Origin of the sequence: Micromonospora sp. NPDC047707, from assembly GCF_040704235.1 — a bacterium.
Classification (GTDB): Bacteria; Actinomycetota; Actinomycetes; order Mycobacteriales; family Micromonosporaceae; genus Micromonospora.
Window position 1 is genome coordinate 73445 of sequence record NZ_JBEYSU010000014.1, and the last position, 21603, is coordinate 95047.

Below are 21603 nucleotides of genomic sequence, written 5' to 3' on the forward strand. Positions count from 1 at the left end.
CGAGAACGATAGTCGTTTTGCTTAGCTTGGGGAAGGCTGCTCGACCGGACGCTTCCACCGCCGGGTCAGCACGCCGTGTCGGGGCGCGATCAGCCAGGCGGCGAGGAAGGCGGCGGTGGCGACCAGGACGATGGTGCCGCCGACCGGGGTGTCGTAGCTCCAGGACAGGTACAGCCCGACGAGCGCCGACGTGCCGCCGATCACCGGGGCGAGCAGCATCATCACGCCGAGCCGGTCGGTGAGCAGGCGGGCCGCCGCGGCGGGGGTGATCAGCAGGGCCAGGACGAGGATGTTGCCGATGGTCTGCAACGAGATCACCACGGCGAGGGTGACCAGGACGTAGAGCGCGATGTCGAGCCAGAAGACCGGCAGCCCCATCGCACGGGACATCTCGCGGTCGAGGCAGACCGCGACGAACTCCTTGTGCAAGGCCAGCACCAAGCCGAGGATGACCAGGCCGGTGCCGCCGACGACGTAGAGGTCCCGGTCCGGGATCCCGGTGATCGAGCCGAACAGGAACTGCTGCAGCGAACCGGCGTAGCCGGGCGCCTGCGAGATGATCACGATGCCGAGAGCGAACGCGGCGACCAGGAAGACACCAATCAGCGAGTCCTCCTTGACGCGCCGGTTCTGCGAGAAGATCGCGATCAGCAGCGCGGTGGCGATACCGGCGACGGCACCGCCGAGGACCAGGCTGCCCTGCAGGACGAAGGCGACCGCGATGCCCGGGAAGACCGCGTGGGCCACGGCGTCTCCGATGAAGGCCATCCCCCGGAGGACGACGTAGCAGCCGACGACGCCGCAGACGATGCTGGACATGACCGCGATCGCCAGCGCCTTGGGCAGGAACGCGAGGTCGGGGTTGAGCAGGTCGGTGAGGAACTCGGTGATCGACATCAGGCCGCCCTCACGAGCTTCAGCAGCGCAGACGTCGCGCTGACGCCGAAGGTCTGCGTCCACAGGTCGGCGTCCTGCAGGTCCGCCGGGCGGCCGTCGGCGATGATCCGGCCGTTGAGCAGGACCAGGCGGGTGCAGGAGTCCACCGCGGCTACCAGGTCGTGGGTGGTCATCAGCACCGCGCGGTCCTCCTGGGCCAGGCTGGTGAACAGGTCGCCCAGCAGTTCCTGGGTGGGCATGTCGAGCCCGGTGAACGGCTCGTCGAGCAGCAGGATGCTCGGCGCGAGCGCGAGTGCCCGCGCGACCAGGACGCGTTGGCGTTGGCCACCGGACAGCTCGCCGACCGGCCGGCGGCGCAGTCCGGTCAGCTGTACCCGGTCCAGCGCGCCGCCGACCGCCCGCCAGTCGGCCACGCCCGGGCGGCGGAGCAGGCCCATCCGGCCGGTGCGGCCGGACATCACGGCCTGCTCGACGGAGATCGGGAAGTCCCAGCTGAACTCGTGACGCTGGGGGACGTAGCCGATCCCGGACCGTCCGGGCCGCGTCGGCCCGCCCTCCACCAGCACCCGGCCGCCGCGGCTGCGGATCAGCGCCAGGATGGCGCGCAGCAGGGTGGTCTTGCCGGCGCCGTTCGGGCCCAGCAGCCCGACCAGCTCGCCGCGATCGAGGTGCAGCCGTACGTCCCGCAGGACCGGCCGGCCACCGAGATCCACGTCCAGCCCGTCGATCTCCAGTGCTCTCACCGCTGGCCCCCGGACGACGCGATGACGCGTTCCTGCTCGGCCCGCCGTCTGGCGCCGCGTCCACGCAGCAGGAGGACGACCAGGCCGAGAGCGAGCACGACGGCCGTCCCGGCCAGCGCCGTGATCAGCAGCGTCCGGGAACCGTCGGCCCGATCGTCGGCTCCGGCCGGAGCCTCGCCGGGCGGCTCCTGGCCAGCCGGTACGGGGATGTCCGCCGTCGCGGCGAAGGCCTCGTCGGCGCTGGTGGCGTCCCCCACCGCGAAGCGCAGCGTACGGGTCGCCGACACCTTCTCCCCGTTGACCAGGTCGGCCGACACCCGCACCGCGACGAGGTAGACACCCGGTGCGGAGAAGACCCAGTTCGCGTGGGTGTGGGTGTTGACCTCGACCCAGAAGGGCTGGGCCTTCGACTCGGCCGACCGCCACAGCGGCTGCGGTGCGGAGAAGTTGCCCGACTGGAGGTAGGTCGTGAGCGTCCCCGGACCACGCACCCCGAGCAGGGTCAGGGTGACGCCCCGGTCGATGGTCCGCATCACCCGGGGATCCTGGGTGTTCCAGCCCAGCCAGACGACATCCTGGTCCTGGACCTGCGGCACCACGTACACCCGCTTGCCGGCCTCGATGCCGAGGAAGGCGTACGCCGGGTCGTCCGGAACGGTCTGCAGCGCGGCGTCGGACACCCGCAGCAGCGTGTCGTCGGGATCACGCCACACCGGTTGCGCCTGCGTACCGTCGTGGATCAGCAGCGTCCACCGGTCGTCGACGTATCGGGGACCGATGTCGACGTGCCCGGTGGTGAGCGTCGTCCGTCCGGTGGCGAGGGGCTGGTCGGCCGCGATCGACTGGCTGAGATTCGGCGTCGGCTCCGCCGCCCGCGCCGGGGCCTGTGCCGTCGCCAGCACGAGCAACGTCGCGAGGGCGCCTCGCAGGATGACTGTGGTCGCGCGGCTGCGGCGGTGCACCCGTCCTGCCGTCACTGGTTCCTCCATCACTTCTCCGTGGTCAGGCAGTCGCGCAGCGATTCGGCGTTGAACCGCATCATCTCCGCGTAGGTGGTGACGTCGCGGTCGAACGCGTCGCCGTAGATCGGGCACACCCGAAGGTCCTCTTCCCGGGCCACCTCGGTCAGCGTGGCGGACCGGGCCGCCAGGTTCGGCTCCAGGAACACGGCGGGAATCCGCAGGTTGCGGATCGTCTCGGTGAGCCGGCGGCGGTCGGCGAGACTCGGCTCGGCGGCCGGGTTGGGGGTGACGAAGCCGGAGATCTGCACCCCGTACGCCTGGCCCAGGTAGCCGAACGCGTCGTGTGTGGTGACGAGGTGGCGCCGCGAGGGTGGGATCTGCGCGATGGTGTCCCGGACGTACCTGTCGAGCTCTTCCAGCTGCCGGATGTAGGCCAAGGCGTTCGCCCGGTATTCGGCGGCGCCCTCGGGGTCCACCCCGATCAGGGTGTCCCGGATCAGCTGCACGTAGGAGATGGCGTTGTGGACGTTCTGCCACAGATGTGGGTCGATCTCGCCGTGCACGTGCTTGCCGAGGACGGCCTGCGGCAGCTGGTAGACCTGGGTGCCGGGCCGGCCGAGGAACCGGAACCGCCGGTCGCCGGGCACCTCCAGCAGCGCCCTGTTCGGCACCTCGATGACGGTGCGCGCCGGGTCGTACACCCGTTGGGTCGCCTCGCCGCCACCCTCCGGGTCGGCGAGCAGGTAGAGCCGCCGCTGGTCGAGGTCGACGGTGACGTCGGCGTGCCCGCCGGTCAGCACCTCCGACATCCCCGGCACCGAGTGCGGGTCGACCCCGACGGCGAAGGTGAAGACCTGCTCGCCCATCGGTACGGGCGCCGTCTGCGGGTCGACGGCCAGCCGCGCCCGCATGGTCAGCCGGTAGATTCCCGGCTCGGTGAACGCCCAGCTCATGTGGGTGTGCGCGTCCGGCGGGAGCGTCGCGGTGTCGTCCCGGTAGCCGTTGGCGGGGTCGAACCCGTCGCCGGAGTCGACGTAGAACGACGGGTTGCCGAACGACTCGGTCAGGTACGCGAACATCCGACCCGGCCCGTCCGCGCCAGTCGCGCTGAGGAACACCTCCGAGGACCGGTCCGCGCCCTGCGCCGCACCGGTGCCGCGCACCCGCATGCCCAGCCAGATCGTGTCCAGCGACACGTCCTCGACCAGCGGGATGATCTCCGCCGCGTACTTCACCGCCCCCTCGGCCAGCGAGATGTTCGGTACGCCGTCACGCAGGTTGGCGTCCAGCGCCTTGATGACGGCCTGCTCCTCGAGGAGCAGGTAGTTGCTGAACGCCACGTCGGCGTAGACGACGTCGCGGATGTCCCGCAGCGACGGCTCGTAGCTGTGCGGATCGGCTCCGTCCGGCACCATCGAAGTGACGGTCACCCGGTCGCCGCCCACGTTGCGGGCCAGATCCCGCAGGATCCCGGTGGTCGTCAGGACCTGGACCCGCTCGTCGTGCGAACTCAACGTCACCTCCGACCGGCAGCCGCCGGCGAGCAACGCGGCCAGCAGCGGCAGCACGACCAGCCGCCGCGGGCCGACCCGGTGGATAGCCGTCCTCGGCACCGCCGTCACCCGGTCCGGAGGGCGGCGCGGCGGCGGGCCAGCAGCAACAGCAGGGCACCGACCGCTACCAGGACGACGCCGAGCGCTGCCGCCGTCAGCACCCAGCCGGCGCCGGTGCGCGGCAGCGGCCCGTCCCGGCGCCCGTCGCCGCCGTCGCCGTCGCCGGCACCGCCGCCGGGGCCGAAGCCGGCGTTCGGATCCGTGCTGTCGCCGACGGCGATGGTGAGCGTCTTCGTGTCGGTGACCGCCTTGCCGGCGGTGGTGGTGCCGCTCATCTGCACCGCGAGGCGGTACAGACCGGGCTTGCTGAACGCCCAGTTGCCGTGCGTGTGGGTGTTGAGCGGGATGTCCAGCTTCTGCGGGAACGGCTTGGCGGAGTCGAACAGCACGTCGGCCTTGCCGAACGAGCCGGTCAGGAAGAGGGCGAACCGGCCAGGCCCGTTGACCCCCTTCAGCGTCCACGTGACGCTGCCCTTGACGCCCGACACGACGGACGCGTGCTGGGTGTTCCAGCCCGGCCAGACAAGACCCGCCTGCTGGGTCTGCGGCAGCACCCACACGGTGTCGCCCGGCTTGCCGAGGAAGTCCGCCCCGGCGGGCACCGTGATCTTCGCCTTGTCCTTGGCGTGCAGGACCACGTCGGCGGTCTCCCGCCAGACCGGAGGGCTGGTCCGGTCGTCCTTGATCCGAATCGTCCAGCTGTCCCCGGACAGGTTCGGGCCCATGTCGATGTGCCCGTCACTGATCACCTGACGAGCACCGGCAGCGACTTTCGCCACCTCCGGCGCGGCAGCGGGCTTCGGCGCGGCAGCGGGCTTCGGCGCGGCAGCGGGCTTCGGCGCGGCAGCGGGCTCCGGCGCGGCAGCCGGTGCGGCGAGTGCCTCGGCGCGCGGTCGCGCCGCCTGCGCCTGCGGAGCGGGCAACGCCGGCTCCGCAGGCCGGATCGCCGGAACGCGGACCCGGTACGTCGCCTCGGCGCGCACCGTCTCACCCGAGCGCAGGGCGGCCGAGCCGGTCAGGGTGAGCCGGTACTCGCCGGCCGCGTCGAAGGCCCAGACCACGCCACCGGTACGCGTGCCCGCCGGCAGCTGCGTCGACCGCCGTACGCCGGCACCGCTGCCGAACAGCGGGGTCGCCGCGCCGAGACCGGACAGGGTATACGCGGTGAACGTCCCCGGCCCCTCGACCGAGCCCAGCGTCAGGGTCACCCGGTCGTCGGCGACGACGCCGGGGCGTACCCCGGTGGTGTCCAGGGCCGGGAACCCGGTGTCACCGGCGGAGAGTGCCCACACGCCGTGGCCCGGCTTCCCGAGGAAGGCCAAGGCCTGGCCGGTCGGGACCCGACCGGCGAGGCCGCCGTCCGGGCCGAGCACCACCTCGCCCGGGTCGCGCCCGGCCGCACCGCCGGCCGCCTGTGCGGCGTCCCGGAAGCGCAGCGACATCGTGTCACCGTCGAGCGCGACGGAGACCAGGTCGGCGCCGGCCGAGGCGACGGCGGCCGGTTCCGCGGCGGCCGGCGTTGCCGCGGGGGCCAGTGCCAGCACGACGGCGGCAAGGCTCGCGGCGCCGGCGCGCATGCTTCTCATCCTCATTGGTCGCTCCCCAGGCGTAGCCGAGTCACTTCTCGTCCTTCCCCGTGTGGTCGATGGTGGGATGCCGGTTGTCGTGGCCCGGACCGGGACGTTCGGCGTCCGGCATCGGGTGGTCGTCGGGTGCTGATCCGCCGTCACCGGCGGCCACTGGGGCGTCCTGGCCGTCCGGTGCCCGGCCGGCCTGCGCGCGGCCTTCCTCCCGGCCGGCCTGCGCGCGGCCTTCCTCCCGGGCGGCGGCCACCGCTCGCGCGAGCTGCTCCGCCCGGCGGCGCCGGGCCGCGATCAGTGCCCAGCCGGCGAGGATGAGCAGGGCGAGCAGGGCCAGCTGCGGCCAGGGCACCGCCCAGACGGCGGCCCGCGCCGAGCCCGCCTGCGGTGGCGGGTCGAGGATCTGGTCCCCCACGGCTGCCGGCGTGACGGTCGCGTTCGCGGTCAGCCGGAACAGCGGCGGAACACCCGACATGCGTACGGTGGTGGTCAGCTCGCCGCCGGGCAGGATCTCCGGCAGGGCGGTACCGTCCACGGACCGCCGGGCCAGGCCGAACGGTCCGGACACGCCGAGCACGGGCTGCCCGGCGAGCCGTACGTTGCCGGTGTTGCGGACGGTGAACGTGGCGGTGACCGTGCCCCCGGCCAGCGGGTTGACCGGGCCGGTGTGCCGCACTCGCAGGTCTTCGACGGTCAGCGTCGGCCGCAGCTCACCGGTGACCCGCAGGTAGATGCGGGCGCCGACCCGGTGGTCGACGGCGACCTGATTACCCTGCGCGTCGACGGCTGCGCCGGCCAGCGAGGCGACGATCCCTCCGGCGTGATCACCGGGCGTGGCGTTGGGCGGGACGGTGAGCGTGAACGGTACGTCCAGCCGGGACGTCGACGGGATGGTCAGGGTTCGGCTCGGCAGGCGGACCCAGGAGCCCACGTCGGTGGGCTTCCGGTCGGCGGCCAGCAGATCGAACCCGCCCTGCGTGGTGGTGACCGCGTCGCTGGCGTAGAGGTTCAGGGTGAGCGGGCGGTTGGAGTGGTTCGTGACACCGACGTAGTCGGTCAGGGTGGCGCCCGGGTCCAGCTTGTAGCTGAACGCCGGCCGGCCGTTCGGCCCGCGCGCGCTCGACGGTGCCACGCCCCAGGTCGCGGCGGCGGGCGACAGTGCCGGCGATGGCGACGTCCCTCGCGTTGCCGGCGGGGTGGCGGGGGCGGGTGCGGCCAGCGCGGAGGCAGGTGGCGCGGGGACCACGCCGAGCAGGGCGATCCCGGCGGCGATGGTGGCGAGCAGGCGCATTGCGGGGACGGTTCCGTTCCTGGGGTACGAGGGGAGGTGCGGGGTGGGCGGGTCGCGGCAACGACACGCCCACCCCGCGTTCGTCCGGTGGCCAGGCTCAACGCCCGACCACCGGACGGGTTGGTGCGATCAGATGGCGGTGAGGGTCAGGGTCGCGGTGTAGGTCCCCGCCGCCGTCTCGGTGGGCAGGCTCAGCCGCAGGCCCGCGCCCAACTGCGCGGTACCCCGTCCGGCGCCGTCCGGTGCCGAGCCCAGCACCGCGCTGGTGCCGAGACCGCCGCCGACTCCGACGACGTACGGTGCCACCTCCGGACCGGCGACCACGCCCTGTCCGGCGCCCTGGGTCAGGACCCGCGGGGTCCAGCCGAGGTAGCCGGCGCTGAACGTGGCCCCGTCCGGCCCGGTGAAGTCCGCCGGGATCTGCCCGGACGCGCTCCACCCCGGCTGACCGGCGCGGGTGTCGGTCACCGTGACCGGCCGGAGCTCACCGTTGCTCTCCCACCGGTCACCGGCGGCGTTGAGCTGTGCGGGCGGCAGCACCACGGCCCGGTCGTCCGGGTTGACGCTGATCACCAGCGAGCCCTGCGTCTCGTCGATCGACGCGGTGATCGTCTGCGAGGCGCCCGGCTCCTGTGGCGGGAACGCCACCCACAGGGTCACCGGCTCGCTGGTCGCGACGACCGCGTGGTCGTCGTCGTAGAGCTTGGCCACGTACTCGCAGGCGTTCAGCTCCCGGGTCGCGGTGAACGAGTAGCTTGCGCCCCCCTCACCCGGGATGATGCTCCAGTCGGCCGCGCCCGGGCACCTGCTGAACCAGTGGTAGTGGTCCAGTTCGGTCTGCGGCGTCTGCACCGCGGTGAGCGTGACCGTGTCGTTGGGCTGGTACTCGTCGGCCATCCCGCTGATCGCCAGGCTGACCTCCGGGCCGCCGCCGGTCAGCTCGCCGACGACGAACGAGTAGTCGACCGGCCCGGTGCTGAGCGTGGTGCCGTCGGTCAGCGTCGCGTCGGCCTGGAACTTCAAGGTGTAGTTGCCCAGCGCGCTGAACGCCCAGTTCGAGTGCGCGTGGGTGTGCACCGGGACGTCGATCGCGTCCGGGAGTCCGTCCTCACCGCGGAACTTGATGATCGGGCCGCCGAACGAGTCCTGCGTGAACAGCGTGACGTTGCCAGGGCCCTCAACGCCGACCAGGCTCAGCCGAACCTTGTTCCCTGCGAACACCCCCGAGTCGAGCTCGGTGGTGTTCCAGCCCGGCCAGAGCAGGTCCGGGTCCTGCGTCATCGGCAGCAGCCAGATCTGCGAACCGGCCGGTCCCAGGAACCCGAACCGCGGGTCGTCCGGGACCTCCATCGCCGCCTGCGGCAGCACCTGGAACGTGACGTCCGCCGGATCCCGGATGACCATCGGGCTGCCCGTGTCGTCCCTCACCTTCAGGGACAGTTCGCCGTCGGTGTAGTGCACGTCGACCGCGTCGGTGTGCCCCTTGGACAGCACCACCTTCTCGGCCGCCGAGGCGGCGGTGGGAGCCAGCACCGTGCCGGCGGCCACCACCGCCCCGGTGACCAGGGCCGCGAGACCGCGAGCCCTCAGTGTCGCCTTCATACCTCCCCTTTCCACGCCGCGCGCGTCTGCGCGCGGTGGTACCTGCGCCCCGGAGGCCTGCCGGTGGGCAACGCCTTCGCCGGGCGGGCGGCGGTCGGCGCGGAGCGGGTGGCCCGCGCCGAACCGGTGCCGGCAACCGTCACCAGGACGCCTTGCGGATGCCCGGCAACTCACCACGCAGCGCCATCTCCCGGAACCGGACCCGGGACAACCCGAAGCGGGTCAGCACACCGCGCGGGCGGCCGTCGATCACATCCCGGCTGCGCAGCCGCACCCGGCTCGAGTCGCGGGGCAGCCGGGCCAACTGGCGCACGGCGTCGTCGCGTACGGCCGGGTCGGTGTCCGGGTGGGCGATCAGCCGCTTCAGCTCCGCCCGGCGCCCGGCATGCCGGGCGACCAGGTCCTCCCGGCGGGCCTGCCGGTTTCCCAGGCTCTTGCGGGCCATCAGCGTGCCTCGCGGAACTCGACGTGCCGCCGCACGATCGGGTCGTACTTGCGCAGCACCAGGCGGTCCGGGTCGTTGCGGCGGTTCTTGCGGGTGACGTACGTGTAACCGGTGCCGGCGGTGCTGCGCAGCCGCACGATCGGACGGACGTCGGTCTGCCGGGCCATCAGAGCTTCACTCCCCGGGCGCGCAGCTCCGCGACGACCGCCTCGATGCCCTTGCGGTCCACCGTCTTCAGCGCCTTCGCGGTCAGGGTCAACCGCACCCAGCGGCGCTCCGACGGCAGCCAGTAGCGGTGGTTTTGCAGGTTCGGGTTCCACCGGCGACGGGTGCGCCGGTGCGAGTGGGACACGGCGTTGCCGAAGCTCGGCTTGGCGTCGGTGACGTCACAACGTCGGGACACGATTCACTCCTCCAGGTTCAGCTAGACGGTAACGACAACGGTTTTCGTTTCTACATCGGCCGATCGGCCAGCCTTCACGCGGGGTCGCCCGCCACGTCGACCGCACCGTGTCGCCGGGTCGGCACACGCCGACCGTCGTGGTCCCCCGCTCGGGGAACCCCGGCACGCCGCTCGCCGCCGACCACGTGCTTATAATGACAACCGTTTTCAACAAGTGTCGAGAGGATTGTGATGTCGACGTCCCCGCTCGCGCCCGCCGAAACCGGGACCCCGGCGGCCGACGCCCGCCCGTCGCTGACCGTGCTCAGCGGCTTCTGGCCGGCCGCGACGTACGCCGTCGCCCGCACGCTGCTGGCGGCGGACCCCTCGCTGCTGCTGGTCCGGCACGATCTCACCGACCTGGCCGCCGGCACCGTGCACCGGATCGTCCGCGACGGTGCGGGCGTGCTCGAGGACGAGCGGATCACCCTGGCGCACGGCTGCGTCTCCTGCACGCTGCGCGAGGACGTGCTGCCCACCCTCGCCCGGCTCGCCCGCGCCCAACCGGACCGCGACCTGCTGTTGATGCTGCCCGAGGTGGTCGAGCCCGAGGCGGTCGCCGCCGTCTGCGCGCACTGCCTCGTCGACGGGACGCCACTGACCGACCTGGTCCGGGTCGACTCCTACCTGACCGTGGTCGACGCCGAGCACCTGCTCGACGGCCTGGCCAGCACCGACGACCTGAAAACCCTCGGCATCGCCGCCGCCGACAACGACGACCGGGCGCTCGCCGACGTCGTCGTCCGGCAGATCGAGTACGCCGACACCCTCGTGCTGTGGGGCCAGTCCCGGGAGGGCGCGTACGACACCAGCCGCCTGTCGGTACTGCTCGACCGGATGGCGCCGTGGGCGACGCAGGTCCGCGTCGACGGTGACCTCGTCGACGCCGGCGCGCTGACCCGGCAGCTGCGCGGCACGCTCCGGCACCGCCCCGAGACCCCCGGCGTCCTGACCCGGGCTTGGAGGGCCACGTCCTCGGCGTGCACGAGCCGTACCCCGACTGCGGCGTCGTCTCGGTGGTCTTCCGCGCCCGACGACCGTTCCACCCCCGCCGGCTGCACGACGTCCTCGAGGACGTCAACGCCGAGGTCGTCCGCTCCCGGGGGCACCTGTGGCTCGCGAGCCAACCCGACCTGGTCATCGCCTGGGACTTCGCCGGCGGCGGCCTCGCCCTCGGCTCCCTGGGCCGTTGGCTGACCGGCCTGCCCGACCCGTACTGGGACGAGGTGTCCGACCACCGGCGGCTCGCCGCCGCCCTCGACTGGGACCCGTACTACGGGGACCGACACCAGCACCTGGTCTTCGTCGGCCTGGACCTCGATCCCGCCGGCCTGCACCGCACCCTCACCGGCTGCCTGCTCACCGACGCCGAACTCGCCGACGGCGAGGAGACCTGGCGCCGCTACGACGACCCGTTCGCCGGCTGCTTCCCGCTCGCCGGCCCCGACCCCACCGAAGGAGAGCCCGCATGAAGTCCGGAGTCCACCCCGAGTACCGGCCCGTCGTCTACCGCGACCGCGCCGCCGACTTCGCCTTCCTCACCCGCTCCACCGCCACCAGCGACCAGACCATCGAGTGGACCGACGGCAACACCTACCCCGTCATCGACGTCCAGATCTCCTCCGCCAGCCACCCCTTCTGGACCGGCAGGCAGCGCCTGCTCGACACCGAGGGCCGGGTGGAGAAGTTCCGCGCCAAGTACGCCCGCCGCGGACCGCGGCAGACACGATGACCGAGGCACGCATGCGCCGCAGGCGCCCATGATCTCGCGGGGCCGGGCATCAGTCGTGGTGCGAGGAGTCCAGGGCTGCGCCAGCAGTCTCCGGCTCGTGGCGGCGCTCGTGGTCAGGCCCGGGTGCCCCGGCGATGGCGGTAAATGCCGATGCGGACACGTCGGCGACCAGATGGACGTGATCGGCGCCGAACGTCGACGGCTCCCGCAGCCCGAGCACCAGGCAGAAGTTCCGCTTCCCGTACGTCTTCCGCAGCCGTCTCCAGTTGGCCATCAGGTAGCGCGCGGCACCGAGATTGTCCAGCGCGGTCTGCCCGGCGAGGATGAACACGGGCGCCGCCGATGCGGCCGGGCGCACCCGGGCGAGCAGCGCGAACTGCTCTTCGCCGGGACGGCGGCGAAACGCGCGTCCGCCAACCACGAACGGCAGCAACGAGTCGGGCTCGGCTGCGGTGAACCGTACGCCGGGCAGCGCGATGCGCACGTGGGCCGCGGTGCGCGGATTCGCCGACGGGCCGCCGACGCAGTACTCGGTGACCCGGCCGGCCTCCCTGCGGCCCTCCTCGCTTGTGACGAGGGCGGGCAGCCCACCGGACTCGCGGATGGTCGTCGCCAGCTCCACCAGCGTGGCAACGTCGTTGCGGTGCACGCTCTGCGGGCGCTGCGACGAGAAATGCTTCGCCTGGCTATGGATGTCCATGAGGGACAGAGCGAACCAGGTCTTGAGGGTGCGCGGCGCCGAAACGCCCCATCCACGGCCAGAGCTCCGGACGATTGTAGCCAGGCCGGGTCCCCGGTCGTCTCACCGGTGCTGGTTGTGGGCACCGCTGCCGCGTTCGACGTGACGACGGCCCCCATCGCAACCGGTCGATCTCGCTCATTCGGGGAGTGGCGGGCGCGAAACGCTGGCGCATATGGTCGGCTCGCACGGCGGCCTTCGCCAGACCAGGACGGGGCGGGGACATGGATCAAGGCACCCGGGACGACGTGATTGGCCGCCTGGCTGAGGCGGTCGGGTCCGTCGCAGTCGCCCATCCGACGCGGGTTGCCATCGACGGACCGCCCGCCGCAGGCAAAACCACGCTCGCCGACGAGTTGGCCGTCGTTCTGCGGGAACAGGGCCGCGACGTCATCCGCGCGACGATCGACGATTTCCTCTTCCCCCGGGCGCAACGCTATCCGCGCGGCGAGTACTCGGCCGAAGGCTGCTACTTCGACACCCACGACTGCGACGCGCTGAACCGAGTTCTGCTCGATCCGCTCGGCCCGGGCGGAGATCGACGCTTCCAGTACGCGGTCTACGACCGCACCGCGGATACCGCGCTGTCCCCGCCGGTCATGACTGCCCCGTCCGACGCGGTGCTGGTCTTCGACGGCGTCTTCCTCATGCGCCCGGAACTGATTGATCGGTGGGACCTGCGTATCTTCGTGTCGACCGCGTTCGAGGAGACCGTGCATCGTGCGGTGATCCGAGAGCGCCAGGTGTCATCTCGGGCCCAGGTCGAACGGCGCTGGCGGGAGCGTTACATCCCCTCCCAACAGCTCTACCTCGCTACGGTCCGCCCGACCGATCACGTCGACATCATCGTGCACAACGACGAACCCCAGCGACCGGTCTGGGAGACCCCCCACGGTTGACCTCAACCGCACTTCAACTCCTACCGTCCCCTGCATGAGCGAACTCGACGAGGCTTACCAGCGGGTACGGCATTCCGGTCCGGAACGGGACGGGTGGTTGTCCAACCACGCGCCCATGGCGGTCGAGGCACTGGCCCGACACGGCCACGGTGAGGCCGTGCACCGATGGTTGGACGGGTACGCCGACCGGTTGGAGGAACGACCGCGGGGAATCGCGCCCATCGCCGTCGACGAGTGGCGGGATCCGCTCGGCGACCCGGTGCGTACCGGTGACTGGCTCGACTACTTCGAGCGCGAACTGGCCGATGAGCCCTGGCGGCAGGTGCTCGCCCGATGGTGGCCCCGCCTGCTGCCCGGCATCGCCGCCGGCGCCACCCACGGCGTGATCCGGGTCGGCCACGCGGTGCGCGCACTGCTGGACCAGGAGACCGCGCCGCGCGTCACCGAACTCGGCCAAGGGCTGGCCTACTGGGCAGCCCGCTGGCAGCCCCTCGCATCGCCCGGTGCCGGGCCGTACCTGGCCACTGATCCACGGGCCGCGCTCGACGCGGTGCCGCGCGTACCCGACCAGCGCCACGGCATCCGGGCCCGCCTCGCCCAACTCGCCGAATTTCCCCGCTGGGCGGCGGTGGCCGGCGCGGCGCCGGGCGGCGAGACCGCCGTCGATGAGGACGCCGTGTCGGCCCGCCTGGCGGGCATCGTGCACGCGGCGGTCGTCCGGCACGGCACCCACGGGTACGCCAGTCCGGTCATGCTGGTGCACGCCGCCACCGCACCGAACGCGGTCCTGCGCACGCTACCCGCCTTGCCCGGGGCGCTCTGGGCGGCCAGCCTCGCCGCCGCTTGGGCCGCCACGGCGGCCGTCACCGCCGCGTACGCCCCGGCGACCGGACGTTCCGCCCCGCCGGCGGTACCCGACCTGGATCCCGTCGAGGTCATGCGGCTCGCGGTGGACTCGGCCGGCCCGCACGCCATCAAGTTCGCCGACGCCGCGCTCGACGCGTACGCCATCACCGGCGACGCCGCTCTCCTCGCCGCCTCGGTGCGCGCGACCGAACAGACCGGACGATGGTGAGGGCACTGCCCACGCCGCATGATGCGCGAGCCGATCGTCCGGTCCGGCTTGCCCGAGCCGGAATGTTGATTACGGCGAGGTCGGCGGCTTGGCCTTCTGCGGGTAGATCGTCTCGTGACGGGCCAGCATGGCGACGAACTCGCCGATCTTCCGCTCGCGGGTCTGCGCCCGTTTGACGGCATTGAGGCGGTAAATGAGGGCGAACCGGTTGGTCCTGGTGAGTACGTCGAACATGGCCTGGGCGGCGGGCTCGGCGGCGATGGCGGCGAGGAGGTCGGCCGGCACCTCGGCTTCCGACGGCGGGGCGTAGGCGCTCGCCCACCGCCCGTCCGCCTTCGCGGCTTCCACCGCGGCGCGGCCCGGGGGCATCATTCGCCCCTGCGCCTCGAGCCGGGCCACGTGGGCGACATTGCGTTGTGACCAGGAACTGCGGGGCCTGCGCGGGGTGAACCGGATCCAGGAGGTCTCCTGATCCCGTTTGCGGGCCTGCCCGTCGATCCAGCCGAAGCACAGTGCCTCGTCGACCGCCTGCTGCCAGGTCAGGGTGGTGGCGGTGCCGCCTTTCCTGGTCAGAGCGAGCCAGACGCCGGGCGATGTGGCGTGGTTGGCCGACAACCACGCGCGCAGCGCCTCGGCGTCCGCGACGATCAACTCATCCAGTTCGGCGCTCGCCATGACGGCAGGCTAACCCGACTCGACGGGCTGCCGGCACGCCGGGCGACGGGCGGGATCCGGTACAAGGACACCGCGGCCTGCGGCGGACGCGTGACCCGGGCTACCGCTCGTCGAGCAGGTCGCGCAGCTCACGCAACGCTTCGCGGAGCCGGTCGGCAAAGGTGTACATCATGTCGGCGACCGGGCGCGGGGTGCTGAGGTACAGGTTGAATCGGTCCGGCAGCAGCACGTACGCGATCCCGATGCAGCGACTGCTGGTGGCCCCGAACCCGAAGTAGCGGATGCTGCTCGACGGCGCCGAGCTGGTGCTCAGGTAGTCGTCGCGCATCGTGAGCCACCCCGGCGTCTCGTACAGCCGGGGCGACTCGGGCACGCCGAGCGCCGCGCCACGCCGCTTCTGGATCAGCTGCAGCTCCCACAGGTGCTGCTCCGGTGCCGCACCGGCCTGGCACTGCTTCGCCCGTTCGACATGCTTGTCGGCCGCGGCCCGCAACGCCGCCCGCCGCTCGTCGGGTGACGCGGCGGGGTCGTCCATCGTGGCTGCGAACCGCAGCACCTCGGGCGTGACGACGCGCATCGCCTCGGTCCGCCCCCGCAGGTACTGGCGGGTGGCGATGGACTCGTACGTGGCGCCGACGAAGCCCTTGGCCCGCTTGTGCGCGAGCTGGTATGCCATCTGCACGAACGCGTCCGGCGACATCCGCAGCCGCTTGACCTCGTCCACCCCGAACTCGTCGAAGGACAGGGTCACGGTGGCGGTGTCCGCGCCGTACTGGGCGAACGAGCGTGCCGCGGCGGCGATGTCGGCCCGCAGCGCGTCGTCGAGCACGAACGTGACCGGCTCGATCGCCGGCACCCCCTGCGCCGCCGCACCCGACTGCGCGGCGTGCTCCTCGGGCGACGCGGTGAGCATCGTGTCGACGAAGCTGAGGATGGTGGTGCCGTCCAGCCCGCAGTGCTCGACGTTGATGCCGGCCGTGCCGTCGGCGAAGACGATGAGCGACACCGCCTTGTCGAACCACCGGTTGCCGCTGTCGCCGTGCAGCAACTGGTCGCAGGCCGCCAGGTCGTCGGCCGGCGTCAGGTCCTCCAGGCACACGCAGAACAGCGCCGTCTCGATGGTGTCCAGCGCCGCGGCGTTATTGGGATCCAGTGCCGCCAGCCGGTCCCTGGCCGCCGCCCACTCGGCCCGGGCCATGGTGGTGAGATGGCCGGCCGCGGTGGCCGTCGCGGCCCGCGCGGCACCGACCTTCCGCACCTCACGCAGGCCGGCCACCAGGTCGTCGAGGGAGTACGGGCGCCCGTCCGGACCGATCACGTCCATCCGGTACGGGTTGCCGCGCTGGAACACCACGATGTGCCGCACCGTCGACGGGCCCGGCATCTCCTCGCTGTACGGCGCTCGGACGGTGTCCTGCACCGGCCCGGGGATGCGGGTGGTCGAGAACAGGAACTTGTTCTGCTCCATCGACAACGGCTGCCCGCGCGTCACGATCGGCGGGATGCGCTCGTCGTCGAGCTGGGTCTTGTAGTTCACGGCGGCGGCGATGAGCCTCGCCGCGCGCTCCACCTGCGGCTCGGCGAACCCGCGCAACGGCGTGTCGCGGAACAGGAAGATGAAGTTGGCGTTCAACGCGATCCGGTCCCGACGACCGAGATAGCGTGCCGGCCAGAACGCGTCCAACCAGCTGTGCGTGGCCGGGTCCGCGTTGTACCGCACCAGGTCGGCGTGCAGCTTCGGCCCCGGACCGTCGGCCCGCCCGAACTCCCGCACGGCGGCCTCGGTGTCGGCGAACTCTTCCTCCGTCAGCAGCGGCGCAGACCATTCGAGGAACCGGGCGCAGGTGTCCTCCAGTGCGGGCAACGGCACCCGCGGCAGCGTGTCCTCGTTTTTGAAAGTGCTCACTCGGTCTCCTGGGATTCGCTGCTCATCGGGCGGCCTTCTGGATCAGTGACTGGTCATCGTCGAAGGTCAACGGGTCGGGACTGCCGACGGGCCGGGAAACGTAGAGCTGAGCGTACAACCAGCCGTCGTTCTCCAGGCCCTCCGAATCGACGCCGGCGGCGGACATCGTCGCCAGCACCTGCCGCTGTTCCCGGTCGGATGCGAAACGGCGTTGCCGGAACGTCCGGTCCACCCGCACCGTGTCGTAACCGAGGGCCGCGAGGCTGTCGGCGATCGGTTCGAACGGGAACATCCGCAGCGCGAAATGCGCCATCCACGGCAGCCGGTCCTGGTGGGAGTCGACCACGCGCATGAGCGTCCTGCCGGTGACGTATCCGAGGCATCCGGTGGAGATCACGATGTCGGCACCGGCGAACAGGGCGCGCTGCCGTGCCGTGGGTTCGCGCGCCTCCAGGTCGGCCTGCACGGCGTCGTCGAGGAACCCGGCCGCCGACGCGTACCTCAGCGCCGGTCGGGACACGTCCAGCCCGACGAACCGGGCCGGGGACCGGTGCGCCCGGACCAGTTCACGATCGCGTTCCAGCAGCGCCTGCCGGGTGCACTCGGCGCCGGCGTAGCGGTCGTACAGGTCGTCCATGGTGGCGTCGCAGCGCAGCAGGGCCGCGTTGACGCCGTAGGAGCAGCCGACGTCGACGACGGTCGGGACGGCCACCTGCCGCGATTGGCGGTACTGCCCGATGATGCGCTGGAAATAGGGCTTGGCGAGTTGGGGAATGTAATAGTCGAGCTCACGCAGGGTGGTGAAATAGGCGCGGGGATCGGGTTGCGTGTAGATGCCGTCGAGGGAAACTTTTCCGGTCCGGTCGAAACGCACGGGGGCGGCTCCTCGCGATTACTAGTCCAGCAACTGGTCGACTCGCACGGCATTGCGCTCGGCGTCGCGGTGCGCCGGCAGGACCCGGCCGAACAGCTGCCGCGTACGGGCGACGCTGCCCATCACGCCGGGGCGCTGGGAGTAGGCGAAGATCGCTGAGTGCCGGGCGGTGGCGCCGCGCACCGCGCTCACCCGGTGCAGCGCGTACCGGCCCTTGAACAGCTGGAGGTCACCGGGGCGCAGGGTCAGGGCCCGCACCGGCGAGCGGTCGGCGCCGGTGAGCACCGAACGGACGGCGTCGAAGTTCTCCGCGCCCGCCGAACGGATGTTCGGGCAGTACTCGAAGACGCCGCCCTCCTCCGGCTCCTGGGTCAGCATGCTGACGGTGAACTCGTTGGTGTCGAAGTGCCACGGGTGCTCCATGCCGGGCTGCACGACGTTGAGCACCAGTCCGGAGAGCGGGTCGGCGAGTTCGTGCAGCTCCGGGAGTTCGAAGCAGGCGGCGACGAAGCGCACGAACGACGGGTCGGTGTAGAGCCGGTGGATGACACTGTCGGTGGGGATCCGGTCGCGCGGGACGAACGCGTTGCCGCGCCGCATGACGATGTGGCCCGGGTGCTCCGCCGGCAGGTCGTCGTCGAACGCGATGTTGTAGACGTTGGTCTCCTCAACGTCGTAGTACGCCAGCGGGGCGACCCCGGCGCCTTCCCGCCGCAGCGCCTCCCAACTGCTCGGCACAATGAACTCCGGTAGCACGCTGCATCCGAGTTCGCGCAGTTCGGCGCGGGTTTGCGAAACGACGCGTTCCCATGCGTCGCTTCGCGGGTCGGCCAGTGGATAGCGCACGGTGTCCACGATATTCATTGGACGGATCCCTTCTTCAATGGTGGCGGCATGAAGAAATTGTGGAATCCTAACAAGATTCACCGGCGTCTAGCCCAGTGTCGGTTACATTGTTCACAGCGCCACCGAGTGCCGCCCGTCGATCATCATGGAGCACTACGCTCTCAGCTTCGCTTCGAGCGACGTTGATGGGTCACGAGGCCAGCGGCATGAGCGGATGCTGTCCTGCTCGTCGGTCAGCTTCGCGTAGCCCGATGAACATGGCTGCGCAGGAAGGCGACTATCTCGCGGCGCGCCGGCCGGGCGGCCGGTACCAGGCCTGGAGTGCTCAGAAATGTGTGGGTGGCCCTCGGGTAGCAGGTCAGGCGAACGTCGGTGCCGTCCTCACGAAGCCGGTCGGCGTAGCGGCGTCCCTGGTCGGCCAGCGGATCCAGCGCGGCTGTGATGACCAGTGTCGGTGGCAGTCCGGCGAGGTTGTCGAACTTGACGGGTGACACACTGCGCGGGTCGAGGGTGGGTGGCACGCTCAACTTGCGGGTTGCGCGCAGCCGGGACACCGACAGGGTGGGGTTGTCGGCATTCTCCGTGATCGAGGAGTACTCGGTCATGCTCTCGGTCCAGTCCGTGCCCGGGTAGATCAGCGCCTGTGCACGCAGCGGCGGGCCGTCCTTGCGGGCACGCAAGGCGATTAGTGCGGCGATCGTGCCACCCGCGCTCTCGCCCATGACCGCGACGGCTGCGGGATCGATGCCCCAACGGGTGGCGTCGTCGACGAGCCGGACGACGGTGTCGTAGCCGTCGTCGATCGGCTGGGGCAGCGGGTGCTCCGGGGCGAGGCGATACTCCACCGAGACGACCACCGCCGGGCACTGGGCCGCGAGGTGGCTGTTGAGCCAGTCGTTCTGAGCTGCGGTGCCCGCGAAGAAACCTCCGCCGTGGAATGAGACGATCAGCGGCAGGCTCCGGCGGGCGTCCTTCGGGCGGTGTACCCGCAGCATCAGGCGGCGGCCTGGAAGTTCGATCGAGGTTTCCTCGATGCGCGCGCGGCGGTCCGGCAGGCCGGTGATGATTCGCGCGGCACGAGACGATGCCGCGCGGTTGGTCTTCTCGCGCGCGGCGATCACCTGATCGTTGGTCATAGCCTCCCAGTCCTGGGTGTCCTTGAGGATCCGGGTGCCCAGTGGAGCCTTGCCTCTCATGGTGTCCTCCGGGATGCAGACGCTATGAACTCACTGTCACAGTCGGTGCGTGCCGGTGGATTGGACGAATGTCAGGCACGGACTTCACCCGGTCTGGCGTCTGGGGCGGGCAGGCCAAGCGACATCGTCGACGGCGAGGAACGGCGCGCTTGCCACGGTCGCGGGCGTCGTCCCGGTGAAGGTCATGACGTCGCGGTGCAGGTGGGACTGGTCGGCGTAACCGCTGTCTGCCGCCACCGCTGCCGCGCTGTGACCCGCGGCGAGGCGATGGGCCGCATGATCGAACCGGATGAGTTGGGCGGCGCGCTTGGGGGTGAGACCGATCTGGGACCGGAACCGGGCCCACAGCCGTTTGCGGCTCCATCCGACCTCGGCTGCCAGCCGCTCGACCCGCACCTGCCCCCGGCCGGTCACCATCCGCCTCCAGCAGTAGGCGACTTCCGCATCGACCGCGCGGCCCGCGTCGTGACGTCGGGCCAGCGCCACCTCGGCGATCGCGAACCGGTCGTTCCAGGATCGGGCGGCGCGCAGCCGCTCCTGGATTCGCGCCGCGTCGCGCCCCCAGAGGTCGTCGAGGGCTGTCACGGCCCCGCTCAGCTCCGGCGCGGCGCCCAGGACCGCGTGCGCGATCACGGGTGACAGCCGCACCTGAAGGCACGCGAAGCTTCCGGCCTGGCCTCGTCCTCGAGCCCCATGGGGAGGCGCGAGTCCGGCGGTGACGCAGCCTCGCTGTTGCTGTCCACTGCCGTCGTCGACGACAAGCGGTTGGTCGCCGAGGTCGAAGATCACCATGAGCGCGGGGTGCGGCACAACCTCAACCTCGACAAGGGTGTCAGCCCGATCGCTGAACCCCGCCATAGTGGCCCCTGCCAGTCGGCCCGGTCGTGATGGGACCGCGATATCCCAAGCAGGCGAACCGACGCGGACCGGCTCGGCAGATCGCACACCACGATGGTACGTGTCACCTCACCCGGCTCCGATTCAGAGCGTCCGCTCGTCGGCCAGGTGACTGCCCACGGCCGGTCAGGTGCGCCTATATGGGAGCAGCGGGTGTCGGTGGGCCGAACGCTACCCGGCCGTCGCGGTCAAGCCCTCGCCTCCGCGGCCGTCGGCGATGAGCGCTTCGATTTTCGCTGCCACCTCTGGTAGTCCCCCATCGCTGAGCCGTCGGCCCGCCCGCAGTTCGATGAGGTGGCGGACGACTGTCAGATGTTCAGTGAGGTCTGCGGGGCCCGCAGGGTAGATGCCCTGTTGCATCTCCGAGACGGTGGCGGGAACCGCCGCAACGACGTGGCCGAGCTGCGTACTCGCCGTGCGAGAAAACTCCAGCACATTGATACCAGCCGCGTGTGCCGTTTCAAGGGCTCGTAGCAGGCCGAGCTGGGCGTCGTACCACACTCCGAAGAGGGCGAGGTCCCAGACCGCGGCCGCTTCCGGCGCTTCACCGACGAAGCGTGGCTTGCTCAGCAGCTCGAGGGTCGCCCTGTGTTGCTCGAATGCTTCGGGGGATCCGCTGTACAGGATGGTTGCGGCATCGGTGCCGATCACCTCGGGCGAGGCTTGGATCCCCGCGTCGATGTATTGCGCGCCCAGGCCAGCGACCCGCTGGGCAGCCTGCCGGGCTTCGCTGGCGCTACCCGTGTACATCCCGACGATGGTCTGCCCCGACAGGTCCATGTCGAGCTGGCCAAGGCACTGTTCAACCGCCGCGTAGTCCTTGAGGGTCAGGAAGACCAGGGTGCTTGATGACACCGCCTCCCGGACGGATTGCGCTGGCAGCGCCCCCGCGACCACCAGGTCCCTTGCCCGGCCCTCGGTACGGTTCCACACCGTGACGTGGCGCCCATCTCCTAGCAGTCGATGTACCACCGCACCACCGATGGCCCCTGTGCCAATGACTGCGATCCTGGGTGCTGACTTCTCGACGTCGACCATGGCTCGATCTTCGAACATGAACCTTGCTTGAGGTCAAGCTGGCGCCCGTTCGATGAGCAGGCCGGCGGGCGACGGGTGCGGTTCGGTTGGACCGGGCTCGGCCTCGATCGCGTCCGGGTGCACGTACTGGACCATCTCGATGCGACCGCGG

General features: G+C 71.2%; 21 protein-coding genes and 1 pseudogene. 4 read left to right on the top strand and 18 right to left on the bottom strand.

Features of this window, described 5'->3' with window-relative positions; translation table 11 throughout:
• Positions 1-21: 21 nt before the first annotated feature.
• The 10 genes from AB0873_RS17490 to rpmB all read right to left on the bottom strand — a co-directional run bounded on the left by AB0873_RS17490 (position 22) and on the right by rpmB (position 9536).
• Positions 22-897, bottom strand: coding sequence for an anchored repeat-type ABC transporter permease subunit (locus AB0873_RS17490; RefSeq protein WP_366600748.1), 876 nt, complete (start codon positions 895-897; stop codon positions 22-24).
• Positions 897-1640: an anchored repeat-type ABC transporter ATP-binding subunit gene (locus AB0873_RS17495; protein WP_366600749.1), complete on the bottom strand. Its 744-nt coding sequence runs from the start codon at positions 1638-1640 to the stop codon at positions 897-899. The genes AB0873_RS17490 and AB0873_RS17495 overlap by 1 nt, the downstream gene beginning before the upstream one ends.
• Positions 1637-2629 carry a choice-of-anchor M domain-containing protein gene (locus tag AB0873_RS17500; protein WP_366600750.1) on the bottom strand — a complete coding sequence of 331 codons (993 nt, stop codon included), beginning with the start codon at positions 2627-2629 and terminating at the stop codon, positions 1637-1639. Before AB0873_RS17500 ends, AB0873_RS17495 begins: the two co-directional genes overlap by 4 nt.
• On the bottom strand, positions 2629-4224 hold the full coding sequence (locus AB0873_RS17505) for an anchored repeat ABC transporter, substrate-binding protein (RefSeq protein WP_366600751.1): 1596 nt from the start codon (positions 4222-4224) through the stop codon (positions 2629-2631). The genes AB0873_RS17500 and AB0873_RS17505 overlap by 1 nt, the downstream gene beginning before the upstream one ends.
• Positions 4221-5807, bottom strand: a complete 1587-nt coding sequence (locus tag AB0873_RS17510) for a TIGR03773 family transporter-associated surface protein (protein WP_366600752.1) — start codon at positions 5805-5807, stop codon at positions 4221-4223. The genes AB0873_RS17505 and AB0873_RS17510 overlap by 4 nt, the downstream gene beginning before the upstream one ends.
• Before the next feature lie 25 nt (positions 5808-5832).
• Positions 5833-7086: a DUF916 domain-containing protein gene (locus tag AB0873_RS17515; RefSeq protein WP_366600753.1), complete on the bottom strand. Its 1254-nt coding sequence runs from the start codon at positions 7084-7086 to the stop codon at positions 5833-5835.
• A 129-nt stretch (positions 7087-7215) separates the two neighbouring features.
• A complete protein-coding gene (locus AB0873_RS17520; RefSeq protein WP_366600754.1) occupies positions 7216-8688 on the bottom strand; it encodes a choice-of-anchor M domain-containing protein in 1473 nt (490 codons plus the stop codon).
• A gap of 139 nt (positions 8689-8827) precedes the next feature.
• Positions 8828-9133, bottom strand: a complete 306-nt coding sequence (gene rpsN, locus AB0873_RS17525; protein WP_366600755.1) for a 30S ribosomal protein S14 — start codon at positions 9131-9133, stop codon at positions 8828-8830.
• Positions 9133-9300 carry a 50S ribosomal protein L33 gene (gene rpmG, locus AB0873_RS17530; protein ID WP_095565727.1) on the bottom strand — a complete coding sequence of 56 codons (168 nt, stop codon included), beginning with the start codon at positions 9298-9300 and terminating at the stop codon, positions 9133-9135. The genes rpsN and rpmG overlap by 1 nt, the downstream gene beginning before the upstream one ends.
• Positions 9300-9536: a 50S ribosomal protein L28 gene (gene rpmB / locus AB0873_RS17535; RefSeq protein WP_155333097.1), complete on the bottom strand. Its 237-nt coding sequence runs from the start codon at positions 9534-9536 to the stop codon at positions 9300-9302. Before rpmB ends, rpmG begins: the two co-directional genes overlap by 1 nt.
• 231 nt (positions 9537-9767) lie before the next feature.
• On the opposite strand from rpmB, the pseudogene AB0873_RS17540 reads away from it, so the two are divergent.
• Positions 9768-11047: pseudogene (locus AB0873_RS17540) on the top strand (GTP-binding protein).
• Positions 11044-11307 carry a type B 50S ribosomal protein L31 gene (locus AB0873_RS17545; RefSeq protein WP_155333099.1) on the top strand — a complete coding sequence of 88 codons (264 nt, stop codon included), beginning with the start codon at positions 11044-11046 and terminating at the stop codon, positions 11305-11307. The pseudogene AB0873_RS17540 and the gene AB0873_RS17545 overlap by 4 nt, the downstream one beginning before the upstream one ends.
• A gap of 49 nt (positions 11308-11356) precedes the next feature.
• Here the strand turns inward: AB0873_RS17545 and AB0873_RS17550 are convergent, their stop codons facing one another.
• Entirely contained in the window at positions 11357-12007 is a 651-nt protein-coding gene (locus AB0873_RS17550) for a hypothetical protein (RefSeq protein WP_366600756.1), read from the bottom strand.
• A gap of 263 nt (positions 12008-12270) precedes the next feature.
• On the opposite strand from AB0873_RS17550, the gene AB0873_RS17555 reads away from it, so the two are divergent.
• Positions 12271-12945, top strand: a complete 675-nt coding sequence (locus AB0873_RS17555; protein ID WP_366600757.1) for a uridylate kinase — start codon at positions 12271-12273, stop codon at positions 12943-12945.
• 34 nt (positions 12946-12979) lie between these two features.
• Positions 12980-14020 carry a questin oxidase family protein gene (locus tag AB0873_RS17560; RefSeq protein WP_366600758.1) on the top strand — a complete coding sequence of 347 codons (1041 nt, stop codon included), beginning with the start codon at positions 12980-12982 and terminating at the stop codon, positions 14018-14020.
• Between the two features lie 69 nt (positions 14021-14089).
• Here AB0873_RS17560 and AB0873_RS17565 read toward each other — a convergent pair whose 3' ends face one another.
• The 7 genes from AB0873_RS17565 to AB0873_RS17595 form a co-directional block, all read right to left on the bottom strand.
• Positions 14090-14695, bottom strand: coding sequence for a YdeI/OmpD-associated family protein (locus AB0873_RS17565; RefSeq protein ID WP_366600759.1), 606 nt, complete (start codon positions 14693-14695; stop codon positions 14090-14092).
• Between the two features lie 100 nt (positions 14696-14795).
• Positions 14796-16601 carry a choline/carnitine O-acyltransferase gene (locus tag AB0873_RS17570; RefSeq protein WP_366600760.1) on the bottom strand — a complete coding sequence of 602 codons (1806 nt, stop codon included), beginning with the start codon at positions 16599-16601 and terminating at the stop codon, positions 14796-14798.
• A 22-nt stretch (positions 16602-16623) separates the two neighbouring features.
• Positions 16624-17475, bottom strand: coding sequence for a hypothetical protein (locus AB0873_RS17575; RefSeq protein ID WP_366600761.1), 852 nt, complete (start codon positions 17473-17475; stop codon positions 16624-16626).
• 21 nt (positions 17476-17496) lie between these two features.
• Positions 17497-18339, bottom strand: a complete 843-nt coding sequence (locus AB0873_RS17580; RefSeq protein ID WP_366600762.1) for an arpA protein — start codon at positions 18337-18339, stop codon at positions 17497-17499.
• A gap of 215 nt (positions 18340-18554) precedes the next feature.
• Positions 18555-19457 (bottom strand): alpha/beta hydrolase, encoded by a 903-nt coding sequence (locus AB0873_RS17585; RefSeq protein ID WP_366600813.1) that lies wholly within the window; start codon positions 19455-19457, stop codon positions 18555-18557.
• Positions 19458-19601: 144 nt separating this feature from the next.
• On the bottom strand, positions 19602-20462 hold the full coding sequence (locus tag AB0873_RS17590; protein WP_366600763.1) for a helix-turn-helix domain-containing protein: 861 nt from the start codon (positions 20460-20462) through the stop codon (positions 19602-19604).
• Between the two features lie 123 nt (positions 20463-20585).
• Positions 20586-21452 carry an NAD(P)-binding domain-containing protein gene (locus tag AB0873_RS17595; RefSeq protein WP_366600764.1) on the bottom strand — a complete coding sequence of 289 codons (867 nt, stop codon included), beginning with the start codon at positions 21450-21452 and terminating at the stop codon, positions 20586-20588.
• Positions 21453-21603: the final 151 nt, after the last annotated feature.